Origin of the sequence: Lysinibacillus sp. LZ02, assembly GCF_050613145.1 — a bacterium.
GTDB lineage: Bacteria > Bacillota > Bacilli > Bacillales_A > Planococcaceae > Lysinibacillus_B.
The window spans coordinates 3,891,605-3,904,953 of record NZ_CP192507.1; the positions used below are offsets into that span (position 1 = coordinate 3,891,605).

The following is a 13,349-nucleotide window of genomic DNA, read 5'->3' on the forward strand; positions in this document are numbered from 1 at the left end:
AAATCCTTTTATAATAACCTTCTACGCTCTATAAAAAAAGAAAAATCTACAGATAAAATTATTTCTAAATAATTTTCCTGTAGATTATCCCTCTTCTTATTCTCAATTATGAATGAGAATTGAAGTATACACAAATACGGCAACCGTCCTGCTCTTGTACAGGGATTTCCATATCATAAATTTCCTTCAATGCTGGTGAGTTAATGATTTCATTCGTAGGACCATCTTTCACCACACGGCCATCTTTTAACGCCACAATGCGATCTGAATACACAGACGCAAAGTTAATGTCATGTAGTACAATCACAACTGTTTTACCAAGTTCGTCTACCAACTTACGTAAAATTTTCATAATCTGTACGGAGTGCTTCATATCTAAGTTATTTAATGGTTCATCTAGTAGTACATAGTCTGTATCTTGTGCAATAACCATCGCAATAAAAGCACGCTGACGCTGACCACCTGACAATTCATCAAGGAAATTATGCTGAATATCATCTAAATTCATGTATTCAATGGCTTGATCTACCTGTTTAATATCTTCTTGATTTAGGCGACCTTTTGAATATGGATAACGACCAAACGATACAAGCTCACGAATCGTTAAACGCACATTCATAAAGTTCGATTGCTTTAAAATCGACACACGTTTGGCAAATTCATCTGATTTCCAGCGACGGACATCACTTTTATCTAATAGCACTTCGCCAGTATCCCCATCCAATAGGCGGCTTACCATCGACAGTAACGTCGATTTACCCGCACCGTTCGGACCAATAAATGATGTAATCTTTCCTGGCTCAATATTAACCGTTACATTATCGACAACCGCTTTTTTACCAAATCGCTTCGTTAGCTCTTTTACTTGAATCATCCTGCAGACCTACTCTCTTTTAATAATAAATAAATAAAGTAAACCCCACCGACAAAGTTAATAATTACGCTCAATGTTGTGTTGAAGCCAAACAGATGCTCAACGAGGAATTGACCACCGACTAATGCAACAATACTAATTAAGCTCGCACCTAGTACTAAAATAGAATGTTTATACGTTTGCAAATATTGATAAGAAAGGTTCGCTACGATTAAACCAAAGAATGTAATGGGGCCGACTAACGCTGTCGACGTCGCAATTAACACGGATGATAAAATAAGCACATTCATCACTAAACGGTCGTAATTGACCCCTAGATTAATGGCATTTTCACGTCCTAATGACATGACGTCTAATTGACGCATAATGCGTACTCCATAAATAAGCGCAGCTGCAATAATTGCCAATGCAACCCATAATAAATCCGCATTTACTTTTGAAAAGCTAGCAAATAAGCTAGATTGTAATGATAAATATTCATTTGGATCAATCATTACTTGTAAAAATGTCGTAAAACTACCAAGTAACGTTCCGAGCACCATCCCTACAAGCAGTAAGAAATAAATCGGATGTTTATCTGCACGGAATAAAAAGCGATAAAGAAGGAGCGCAAACAAAACCATCGCCACAATAGAAACACCAAAGTTTAAGTATTTGTTCATAATCCAAACCGACGTAGACCCTAAGAAAAAGAAAGCAAATGTTTGAACGACTTCATACATAGAATCTAGTCCCATGACAGACGGTGTTAAAATACGGTTATGTGTAATTGTTTGAAACACAACCGTTGAATAGGCAATCGCTACACCCGTTAATGTCATGGCAGCAATTTTCATCAAACGCTTTGGAAAGGCGTAACCAAACGCTCCCTCCTGTATGCCATAAAATGCATACAGCACCATCGATATGACGGATAAACCTGCTAAAATCCATAACTTCGTACTATTTCGCATATGCTCTCCCCCTAAACAACATAATTAAGAAGATTGCACAGCCAATGACCCCAACCGTTAAGTTGATTGGAATTTGATACGGGTAAATAATAACTCGCCCAAAAATATCACATAATAATAAGAAACAAACACCTAGAAATGCCGTATGTGGTACTGTTTTTGCTAAGTTGTCACCCTTATAAAGTGATACTAAATTCGGAATGATTAAACCAAGGAACGGAATAACACCGACCGTGAGCACAACTGTCGCTGCTATTAATGCGACAAGTACTAGACCGAGGTTCACAACGTATTGATATTTAACGCCAAGGTTTTTCGCAAAATCTTCACCTAAGCCCGCAACCGTAAATTTATTTGCATATAAATAGGCAATGATTAATACAGGAACACTTAAATATAAAAGTTCATATGTGCCACTAATCGTTAACGAAAAATCCCCCATTAACCATGCTGAAATATTTTGAATGATATCTGCTTCATAGGCGAAGAAGGTTGTAATGGAACTTAAAATATTCCCGAACATAATCCCGATTAATGGAATGAAAATAGCATCCTTAAATTTAATACGATTTAAAATTTGCATAAATAAAAATGTACCTAACAAAGCAGATGCAAAACTAAATAGTACTTGTTGCATATATGTAGCACTAGTGAAGAATAGCATTGATATAAGAATACCTAGCTTTGCCGAATCAAGTGTCCCTGCAGTAGTTGGTGAGACGAATTTATTGCGGCTTAAACTTTGCATAATTAAACCTGCAACACTCATCCCAGCACCGGCCAAAATAATAGCCATTAAGCGCGGAACACGACTAGCTAAAAATATTTGTGTTTCGTCTGACTGCCAATCTAGTAAATCTTTCGGTGTAATATCTACGACACCAATAAATAAAGAAATACCGGATAAAACAACAGTCAGCACTATTAAAATCCAAAGTCTCATCGCAATCTCCGTTTTATTGTATTTAATGAAAATGATTATCACTGATTATGTTTCTCATTATAGACAGGAGACATCATAAAATCAACCTTCAGTTGATAATGATTATTGATTACCTTTAAGAAATTCGGTACTCTAAGCAGCTTTCGAGCATTTTACGTCCTAAAGCACAATATAATTCACTCGAATTTGAGATATTTTTTTAACATGCCACTCCCAGATTATATTTACTATCATTAAATTGATTTTCTTTCTCAATTAGCATCTATATAATAAAAAAAAAACTCCAAACAAATTGTTTGGAGTGCTTTCATTAGTAATATGTTTTGACGTTAACCGCACTTGCTTTTAAAAATTCTTCCTTTACGCGGTAGCCTATCCCCTCTTTGGCTACCATCGTAATTTGTCCATTCTCTACTGTTACTTCTGGTTCAATAATATCCTCATACCAATAATTCGAAGAGGCTGCAGTGTCACCGGGCATTGTAAAGCCAGGTAAACTAGAGATAGCAAGCGCATGTGCTCGTCCCACCCCTGCCTCTAACATGCCACCACACCATAATCGAATCTGATGTGCTACGCAATAGTCATGGATTTTCTTTGCTTCTGTTAAACCACCTACTCGTGCAATTTTTAAATTGACGACTTGGCAGCTTCCTAGCTTTACAGCACGTTGTATATCTGCTAACGACGTAATACTTTCATCAAGACACACCGGGGTTTTGATAGCTTTTTGTAATTCCGCATGCTCTACTAAATCGTCATAGGCAAGGGGCTGTTCAATCATCATTAAACCAAATGCATCTAATTGCTTTAGCACGTTCAAATCCGCAAGCGTATACGCTGAATTGGCATCAGCCATTAACGGAATTGATCCGAATTGTTCACGTATTGCACGCACTACATCGATATCATGACCTGGCTTGATTTTCACTTTAATACGCTTATATCCTTGTGCCAAGCGTTTTTCAATAATCTCAAACAATGTTTCGTCATTGGACTGGATCCCAATACTCACACCTACATCAATTTGATTATTTACTCCACCAATTGCCTGATAAAGTGGTTGATGATTGCGCTTCGCATAAACATCCCACACTGCACCTTCAATTGCAGCTTTCGCCATATTATTACGACGAATTGATTGGAACAATATATTTACTTCATTAGGATGCACTAATTCACGGTGTAGTAGCATGGGAATCAAACAATCTTCCAACATATGCAATGTCGTTTTAACTGTCTCCTCTGTATACCAAGGGGCATCAAATGCAACGCCCTCTCCCCAACCAATAACACCTGATTCATCCTGTGCTTTAATGACTAATACCGTTTTTTCTTGCACCGTTCCAAAGCTTGTAACAAACGGACTTTTCATTCGCATGTTCAGCGTATAAATCGTCACTTCCGTTAATCTCATGTTGACTCCCCTTATAGCGCAAATAAAGAGCTCTTCACGAACAAATAATGGCTTACATGTTCATTTGTAGGCATTAAATGGACAACTGCATACCCTTGCGCAAAAAGAGATTGACACATTGTTCGTGTTTTATAACGCCAGTCTTCCGCAAGTGATGGACTTTCAATTTTAATCTTTTGAAAACTTGCTGGTATCGGAAGTAAATACGCATCTTTTAATAAAGAGATTTCACTATTAAATGTACCGTCTTTATCTAAAATAGGTAATCCGACAATACTCAAAGACCACAGTGCTACCTCTCCCGCCTCTTCTTTCAATTCATCGATTTTCGTATCCCACCGAAAGAAATCTTCATCGTTTAAATTCCACTCTACCATAACGCGATCGGAAGGTAGCGCTTTATTGAATGGATCATGTAGCTGACCGTAGCAATTCGGCAAATACGTTTTGGCATAGGCACGGAGTTTTGTAAAGTTTAAATAACCATTCCGTCCCTCTAGTGGATCGAATGTCCATTTACATTTCGTATAACCTAGCTCCGCAGCCATTTCTTTTTGGCGAAGCTTTAGTAACTCTCCTACGCCCAGTTCACGAAATTCCCGTTTAATACCGAGCAAGTGTGAATAGAGATAGCATTCTCCCTCTACAAACGCTGCATGGCTATAGTTAAACCCAATTAGTTCTTTTTTTAAATAAGCCCCTAATACAAGCCCCCCGTTATGAATAAAAGCAGTGATTTGATGAATAGGTACACATTCTGAGGCCCAAATGTCCCGCTCTAACTGGCGTGCCTCTTCCATTTCCTCAATTGTTTTTAATTGTTTTACTACAACTGATTTTAACATACCTTTACCTCCTCATTAATGTCATAGCAATATAGGGCGCGTATGGTGTCACGTGATAGCCATCATCATACTGTCCACTAATGTCTTTACTTAAGCCTCTCCTTTTTATTATACAATAAAATAACTTAACACTCATATTTTTCCATATTATAAATATCTGTTTTCTTTTAAGCTCTTAATCAGAATAGGCAAGCATGAAGGCAAAATAAAAAACCAGAGAAATAGAGCGCTCTATTTCTCTGGTATATCTTGTTATTTAATACCACGCATTGCACGCGAAATCATAGGGCTTATCATTAATAGGACTACACCTAAAACGATTGATAGACCGCCAAGTACACCGAAGTATACCGTTTGTGATACTACTTCATAAATACGTACTAACTGTGCATTAATCGCAGATGCGGCTGCAGATGCTAAAAACCATAGCGCCATTGTTTGTCCAGCGAATGCTGCTGGTGCTAATTTCGTCGTTGCCGATAAACCAACTGGTGAAAGCAATAATTCCCCCAGTACAACGAGGAAAATCGAGAATGCGACCCAAAACGGTGACACTAATGTGTTCATATCTGCTGAAGCCGGAAGCACCATCACGAAGAACGAAGCACCCGCAAAAAATAACGAAAAGGCAAACTTCTTCGGCGTTGATGGACCACGATCCCCCAGTTTTGTCCACAAAATAGCAAATAGAGGCGCTAATGTAATAATGAACAGTGGGTTAAACGATTGGAACCATGAAGCTGGAATTTCAAAATTTCCTACTGTTAAATTTGTACGTGTATCAACGAATGTGGCAAGTACCGTTGCTGATTGTTCCGCAATCGCCCAGAACATAACAGCACAAATAAATAGCGGAATATATGCTAATAAACGCGATTTTTCATCTGCATTTGTTTTTGGACTACGATACATATAAGTGATAAAAACTGTAGGAATTAAAATCCCTAATGTTGTAATTAATAGCGAGAAGTTTTCAATTGTTAAATGTCCTGTTGTATAAGTTATTAAACCCGCCACAGCAATGGCAATACTAGCTGCTGTGAAAACAAATATCGTTTTCTTTTTCTCTTCAGGTAATAATGGATTCGTCGGTTGTGAACCAGCTAACCCTAAGTTTTTCTTCGTGACGACGAATACAACTAACCCAATGAACATACCAATGGCAGCGACCGCAAAACCTGCATGGAAGCCCCAAGCTTCTTGCGTCCAACCAACTAATAACGGTGATACGAACGCCCCCATGTTAATTCCCATATAGAAAATGGAGAACCCAGAATCTCGGCGTGGGTCATTATCTGAATACAAGTCCCCGACAACAGCTGATACGTTTGGTTTCAATAAGCCTGTACCTATAATGATTAATGCCATCGAAGCATAAAGAGCCATTACACCACCAGGTAATGATAACGCAATATGCCCTAGCATAATCATTACACCGCCGTAAAATACAGCTTTCTGAGTACCTAAAATGCGGTCAGCAATCCACCCACCAATAATCCCTGACATATAGATTAAAGAACCATAAATGGACATAATAATATTCGCCTGTGACCTGTCTAATCCTAAACCACCGTCTTTTATAGCATAGTACATATAAAAGATCAGAATGGCACGCATTCCGTAATATGAGAAACGCTCCCAAAATTCTGTGAAAAACAGCGAGAACAATCCTTTAGGATGTCCTAGGAAGCCTTTTTGCGGTACGGATTTGACAATTTCTTCTTTACTAAGCATGAAAATACCCTCTTCCGTATACTAATATAACGTTTCATTTTTCTGATAATTTTGTATATAAAAAAATACACATAGCAGAAAAGTAATACTTCATTACAGTAAAGCATCAATAGGAATTATGCAAGTAGTTTGAAATATGTTAGAAATGTGATTAAATTCTCTTTTTTCAGTAAAATTTGTTGAAATTATTATCACCATAAGTTTCTTCTCTACAATAATATCCCCCTCTGCATAAGGGATATTACTATATAAAGATAACAAAAGGAGGGAAATCAAAATAGTAGTATCTACATCGTGGGTTGTTTTATGATAGAAGAAAATAGTAAAGAAGGGAATATAGAGATGAGCATTTATAATTACTTAGTACAAAAGCCAAATGGGGACATTTTATCGATGGAGACTTATAGAGGCAAAGCCATATTAATTGTGAATACAGCAAGCCAATGTCGATTTACATATCAATATGAGGATCTACAGAAAATGTATAACAAATATAAAGATCAAGAATTCGTTGTATTAGCATTCCCAACGAACCAATTCGGAGAACAAAACCCCGAGGACGGCCAAACAACGGCTAAAGCCTGCCAGATTAATTTCGGTGTACAGTTCCCTGTATTCGATCTAATTGACGTGAATGGTAAGCAAACACACCCATTATTTAACTACTTAAAGCACGAGGTAGACGTACGAGAAATCAATAAAAACAATATGCAAGAAGCAATGCTCATGAGCCATATACAAGAAGTATATCCAGATTATTTAATAGGGCGTAACATCCGCTGGAACTTCACGAAATTTTTAGTGGACAAAGTTGGAAAAGTAGTCGCTCGCTTCGAACCAACAGATGCCCTACTCGATCTCGAAAAAGCGGTGGAAAGTGTACTATAAGAAGGGCTACTGATCGAAGTCCTTAGAGTGTAGACAAAGTTGAAGTTTGACTTTGTCTACACTTATTTTTAGGTACAACTTAAAAACAGCAAAATTTGCAGACTGTCTTGAAAACGCTTGACAGACAAGGCGTGTAGCCGAGCGAAGACGCGAATAGAACCTAAGTTCATGAGCGGACGAGCGCGGCAAGCAACGCAGGATGAAAACGTTTGTCAACAATCTGCGGGCTGCACTAAGCAGCCCATTATTTTACCACATACTCTTCAAATTTACTGTAATCCGATGCTTTTACTTCCACTTCTAGCAGTGTACCGTTTTCCTCATACGACATGCTCATCACTGTAGCTGCTTCGTTTAAATACGAAACGATACTTCCTTTGTCATACGGAATCAGCATTTTGCATACCACATAATCAGAGAAAATATGCGACTTAATCCGTTCAATTAATTCATCGAGCCCAGCGCCCTCTTTCGCTGCAATCCAAATGTTATCTCCACTTACAAGCGGATACTTCACGTTGGCTAAGTCCGATTTATTATATACATAAATGGTTGGAATATCCTCAACACCTACTGCCTTTAATGTTTCATTCGTCACATCAATCATAAAGCTATGTTCTTCATTGGAGACATCTACTACATGCAACAGTAAGTCTGCATCACGTGCCTCTTCTAATGTTGAACGGAATGCTTTGACAAGGTGATGCGGCAATTTACTGACAAACCCAACGGTATCTGTCAGTAAGAAAGATTTATTGTCTCGTAATTCGATATGGCGAACCGATGTTTCAAGTGTTGCGAATAGCATATTTTTTTCAAATACTTGTTTTGAATCTTCTTGTCCCATTTTGACAAGCAACTGATTCATAATGGTCGATTTACCAGCGTTTGTATAGCCTACAATAGAAACAACCGGCATGGCATTTTTACGGCGTTGTTTACGTTGTGTTTCACGTTGTTCTTTCACTTGCTCTAAATCCCGACGCAATTTAGCAATTTGATCTTCAATTTTACGACGATCCAGTTCTAACTTCGTTTCCCCCGCACCACGGTTTTTAAATCCACCGCCCGTGCCACCACCTTGACGAGAAAGCGAAGCATGTAAGCCTACTAAACGTGGTAGCATATATTGAAGCTGCGCCAATTCCACCTGCATTTGCGCTTCACGTGTTTTAGCACGACGCCCAAAAATATCTAAAATTAGCATTGTACGATCAATGACTTTACATTCCAGATCGCGCTCTAAGTTGCGAATTTGCGATGGCGATAATTCATCATTAAAAATGACAATATTTGAATCCGTTTCCTCAACGAATGCTTTAATTTCCTCTATTTTCCCTGTCCCAACGTAATGCGATGGATTTACACGCTCTAGATTTTGCGTTACATAGCCCGCTACTTCTACATCTAACGCTTCCGCTAAGTTGGCTAACTCTTCCATCGAGTAGTCAAAATTATCGTCACTTCGTAAATTCACACCGACTAAAATGCCTTTTTCTTCTAATGTTTCAACGTCTTTTAAACTATTCACAAAAAACCTCCTACGCGCTCATTAATCCCATCGTACCATAGAAAAAGGAACCCAAAAAGCATTGGGTCCCTTCCATTCCATTATTTTTCCATCTTCAATCGACGAAGCGTTTCATCGAACTCTCCCTCAATTTCTTTGTTCGGTTTATACGTCGCTATACTTACAATAACAGCGACAAGTAAACAGACGATAAACCCTGGCACAATTTCATATAATGCGGAGGCTAAGCTTGGTACTTTCCCCCAAATAAATGCGACAGCTGCGCCACTGACCATACCGGCTAATGCACCGATATTTGTGAGCTTGCGCCAATAAAGAGACAGGAGGATAATTGGTCCAAATGCTGCGCCAAACCCTGCCCACGCAAATCCTACTAAATCAAGGATCGAATTATCTGGATTCCAAGCTAAGAAAGCCGCAATAATCGACACAAACAGTACCGCTAAACGACCAATAAACACATAATGTGCATCGTTTGCTGTTTTATTAAAAATGGCTTTGTAAATATCTTCTACTAATGCGGATGACGTAACGATTAGTTGAGAACTAATCGTACTCATAATCGCGGCTAAAATTGCGGCCAGCATAACACCGGCAACAAACGGATGGAATAAAATTTGACCAAGTGTGATAAATACCGTTTCAGCATCTGCAAGCTCACTGCCATTTTGTTGATAGTAAGCTACCCCCACAAGCGCGGTTGCAACGGCACCAACTAAACTAAAAACCATCCAGCCAATCCCAATACGTCGTGCTGCAGTCGTTTCTTTAACAGACGTAATGGCCATAAAGCGCACGATAATGTGTGGTTGCCCAAAATAACCTAAGCCCCACGCAACAGACGATACAACTCCGGCTACTGTCGCTGTAGAAGCAAATAATGATAGGTGTTCTGGATTCACTGCTTTAATCGAATCGATTGTGTCACCAAGCCCACCTGTTAAAAACATCCCGAATAAGGGTACTGTAATAAGTGCTAAAAACATCGTTAAGCCTTGGAGGAAGTCCGTATAACTGACAGCTAAAAAGCCACCGAACAAAGTGTAAGCCACAACAATACCCGATACAATTAACATACCTGTATGATAGTCATAGCCAAATGAACTTACAAAAAATTTACCACCAGCAACCATCCCACTGGATACGTAAAATGTAAAGAAGACTAAAATAATAATACCTGCAGCAATGCGGATTGCTTTTGTATTATCACGTAGACGATTATCTAAAAAGCTTGGAATGGTAATGGAATCACTTGCTACTTGCGTATAGACACGTAGGCGTGGTGCAACAAATAACCAGTTTAAATACGCCCCAATCGTTAAACCAATGGCGATCCAAGCACTTACTAAACCATTTACGTAAATCGCTCCTGGTAAACCCATTAATAGCCAACCGGACATATCAGCTGCCCCAGCACTTAAAGCTGTAACTGCCGGTCCAAGCCCGCGCCCCCCAAGCATATAATCATTTAAATTTTTTGTACGCATAAATGCATACCATCCAATTGCCAACATTGCTACCATGTATAACACAATCGCTAACAACTGAAATGCATAATCTGACATACATAAAGCCCCTTTCTTCTAATCAATAAATTTTACTATTAACAGCCCCCTATTAACAGACAATTCTAGCATTCGAGAGCAATCTCGTCTTTTTTCCGTTAATTGCAGACATGAAATCATTATTCCCACGGCAAGCAACGAGTTATGATACACTAAACTTACTTTAAACAAAGAGGTCGAGCGTATGGATTTTGAACAAATGAAAAAACAGTTTTTAACATTATTACATGAAAAAACACTAGTCAATGCGACGATTAGCCAGCCACGTCAAAAATCAAATGAATTAAAACGCGTGAAATTAAAGCCTATTGAGTTACGTGGTGTGTATACCATTCAATTAGAGTATCAATACGAACGTATTTTAAAGCATGAAAATATACCGCTAGAACAGTTTACGTTACATTTCGATACGTTACTAGAAGAATTTCGCCAAATTCATGCACAATTTACAAACCAATCTGTGCAAGTGCAATTATCCAAGAAAAATAAAGTACTTTGGAAATCAGATCAACAAACTAGCGCAAAAGAAGTAAATTTATCACATAATCGCAAAAAGCAATATTTACTAGATGACTCTACACCCTACCCTTTTTTAATCCGCCTTGGTGTGCAAACAGCAGACGGAAAAGTGAAAAAGCAAAAATACGATAAGTTTAAGCAAATTAATCGTTTTGTCGAGTTTATTGACGATTCGCTCCACTATTTACCGAAAGACCGTACAATCCGTATTTTAGATTTCGGCTCAGGCAAATCGTATTTAACATTTGCGCTCTATCATTACTTAAAAGTGGAAAAAGGGTTCAATATTCGGGTCACAGGTCTTGATTTGAAAAAAGAAGTAATTGAGGAATGTAATCGTATTGCCGCTGACCTTGAATATGATGATTTAGAGTTTTTAGTTGGGGATATTAATGATTATAACGATGAAACGTCTGTCGATATGGTCGTCACATTGCACGCATGCGACGTGGCAACGGATATGGCATTAGCACGTGCTGTGAAGTGGGGAGCAAAAGTCATCTTAAGTGTACCTTGTTGTCAGCACGAATTAAACCGTCAACTCAACACACCTGCTCTAGAGGTGATGTTGCAGCACGGACTCATTCGAGAGCGCTTTGCTTCGCTCGCGACAGATTCCATTCGCGCGGAACTTCTATCACTAGTAGGCTATGACACACAGCTCCTTGAATTCATCGATATGGAGCATACACCGAAAAATGTATTAATCCGTGCATACTATACAGGTAAAAAGCCAAGCGAAGAGCAACGTATTCGCTATCAAGCATTTGTACAATTACTAAATGCCAAACCATTTTTAGAAAATGAATTAACAGCATATTTATAAGTAAAGAGAATGGCTACGCAAATCCATTTATGATCGTAGCCATTTTTAAATAGAAAGTATTTATACAAACAAGCGTAAAATATATAAGATTAAGAAGCATCGAGTTTCATTATTCTAAAGCGAAAAATCACCCCACATCTCATTGAAAAAAACCCTATTTATATTTTTGTAATATTTAATTCTATATCATAATTAAGATATGAAAAGACACTCTAAAAAATACGTATAACCTTGATAAAACAAACACTTGAACCACTCTAATTCCCATCAAAATTTCAATATTCCCATTAAACATATCGAGAAATAATATAAAACTATTATCAAAGACTATTGAAATACTCCATTTTCATATGTTACAAATTTATACAGATTACTAATACGCAGTTAAGAATTGTATGGGATTTTTATATTTTGTTAGAGTACCCGAGTCAAAATTTTATTGAAATAACTTTTATGTAATGGAGGCCATTCCATGTTTAACACAAGAAAGAAAGACCCGTTTTTCACGGCACTTCATAAAATTGCTGAAAATGTACAGGAAGCTGTCCACTATGCGAATAATTCCCGTATTAAAAACGTGATAGATTTAAAAGAAATTAGTATTAAAATGAAGGAATATGAAATAGCGGGTGATGAATTAATTCATGAGCTCATCGTCATGCTGAACAAGTCATTTATGACACCGATTGAACGTGAAGATATCCTTTCTCTCGCCCTTCGTATGGATGATATTTTAGATGGGACAGAAGGCTGTATTGCGCACTTTGAAATGTTCTCATTCACTGAAGTCGATCAATCGATGCGTGACTTCCTAGGGTACATTACGAAATCTACAGATGAAATTGTCAAAGCGATGGACTTATTAAATAAAAAAGATTTAGTCGGTATGCGACAACACGCGATTTTAATAAAGGATTACGAACGGGAATGTGACGAAATTTTGCGTTCCTCCATCAAGCAATTATTCTTGAATGAAAGAAACCCTATTCGTCTTATTAAATTTAAGGATTTATATGAACAATTAGAAGAAATCTCTGACTATTGTCAAAACGTAGCCGATACGATTGAAACAATTATTATGCGTAACGCATAATAATTGGAGATTCTACAAATGAACATCATATTTTTTATCCTGCATTAACAGGCATTAAAACTTTCACCTTAGAGCTTAAGAAAATCGAGAAGCGTCGGTGGGGGATAAAGCCCCCTCACCGCTTGAAGTTTCACTTTATCCATTTAGCTACATTTTCAAGT

11 protein-coding genes are annotated in these 13,349 nt (G+C 37.9%); 3 read left to right on the forward strand and 8 right to left on the reverse strand.

From position 1 onward, the window contains the following. Positions 1-106 precede the first annotated feature (106 nt). The 6 genes from ACQQ2I_RS18785 to ACQQ2I_RS18810 all read right to left on the reverse strand — a co-directional run bounded on the left by ACQQ2I_RS18785 (position 107) and on the right by ACQQ2I_RS18810 (position 6,766). The gene (locus ACQQ2I_RS18785; RefSeq protein WP_431028266.1) at positions 107-874 is read right to left on the reverse strand and encodes an ABC transporter ATP-binding protein; all 768 of its coding nucleotides are present in this window, start codon (positions 872-874) and stop codon (positions 107-109) included. Beyond that, on the reverse strand, positions 871-1,827 hold the full coding sequence (locus tag ACQQ2I_RS18790; protein ID WP_431028267.1) for an iron chelate uptake ABC transporter family permease subunit: 957 nt from the start codon (positions 1,825-1,827) through the stop codon (positions 871-873). The genes ACQQ2I_RS18785 and ACQQ2I_RS18790 overlap by 4 nt, the downstream gene beginning before the upstream one ends. Then, positions 1,817-2,770, reverse strand: a complete 954-nt coding sequence (locus tag ACQQ2I_RS18795; protein WP_431028268.1) for an ABC transporter permease — start codon at positions 2,768-2,770, stop codon at positions 1,817-1,819. Before ACQQ2I_RS18795 ends, ACQQ2I_RS18790 begins: the two co-directional genes overlap by 11 nt. Positions 2,771-3,080: 310 nt before the next feature. Then, positions 3,081-4,187 (reverse strand): o-succinylbenzoate synthase, encoded by a 1,107-nt coding sequence (menC, locus tag ACQQ2I_RS18800; protein WP_431028269.1) that lies wholly within the window; start codon positions 4,185-4,187, stop codon positions 3,081-3,083. An 11-nt stretch (positions 4,188-4,198) separates the two neighbouring features. After that, entirely contained in the window at positions 4,199-5,032 is an 834-nt protein-coding gene (locus tag ACQQ2I_RS18805) for a GNAT family N-acetyltransferase (RefSeq protein WP_431028270.1), read from the reverse strand. A 252-nt stretch (positions 5,033-5,284) separates the two neighbouring features. Beyond that, positions 5,285-6,766: a peptide MFS transporter gene (locus tag ACQQ2I_RS18810; RefSeq protein WP_431028271.1), complete on the reverse strand. Its 1,482-nt coding sequence runs from the start codon at positions 6,764-6,766 to the stop codon at positions 5,285-5,287. A gap of 342 nt (positions 6,767-7,108) precedes the next feature. Between ACQQ2I_RS18810 and ACQQ2I_RS18815 the strand changes: the two genes are divergently transcribed. Further along, positions 7,109-7,654: a glutathione peroxidase gene (locus ACQQ2I_RS18815; protein ID WP_431028272.1), complete on the forward strand. Its 546-nt coding sequence runs from the start codon at positions 7,109-7,111 to the stop codon at positions 7,652-7,654. Between the two features lie 244 nt (positions 7,655-7,898). Here the strand turns inward: ACQQ2I_RS18815 and hflX are convergent, their stop codons facing one another. Together hflX and putP are read right to left on the reverse strand one after the other, a co-directional pair. Then, positions 7,899-9,185, reverse strand: coding sequence for a GTPase HflX (gene hflX, locus ACQQ2I_RS18820; RefSeq protein WP_431028273.1), 1,287 nt, complete (start codon positions 9,183-9,185; stop codon positions 7,899-7,901). Between the two features lie 80 nt (positions 9,186-9,265). After that, on the reverse strand, positions 9,266-10,750 hold the full coding sequence (gene putP / locus ACQQ2I_RS18825) for a sodium/proline symporter PutP (RefSeq protein WP_431028274.1): 1,485 nt from the start codon (positions 10,748-10,750) through the stop codon (positions 9,266-9,268). A gap of 184 nt (positions 10,751-10,934) precedes the next feature. On the opposite strand from putP, the gene ACQQ2I_RS18830 reads away from it, so the two are divergent. Both ACQQ2I_RS18830 and ACQQ2I_RS18835 read left to right on the forward strand, forming a co-directional pair. Continuing rightward, the gene (locus ACQQ2I_RS18830; protein WP_431028275.1) at positions 10,935-12,095 is read left to right on the forward strand and encodes a class I SAM-dependent methyltransferase; all 1,161 of its coding nucleotides are present in this window, start codon (positions 10,935-10,937) and stop codon (positions 12,093-12,095) included. Positions 12,096-12,567: 472 nt separating this feature from the next. Then, positions 12,568-13,188, forward strand: a complete 621-nt coding sequence (locus ACQQ2I_RS18835; protein ID WP_431028276.1) for a DUF47 domain-containing protein — start codon at positions 12,568-12,570, stop codon at positions 13,186-13,188. The last annotated feature ends 161 nt before the right edge of the window (positions 13,189-13,349 follow it).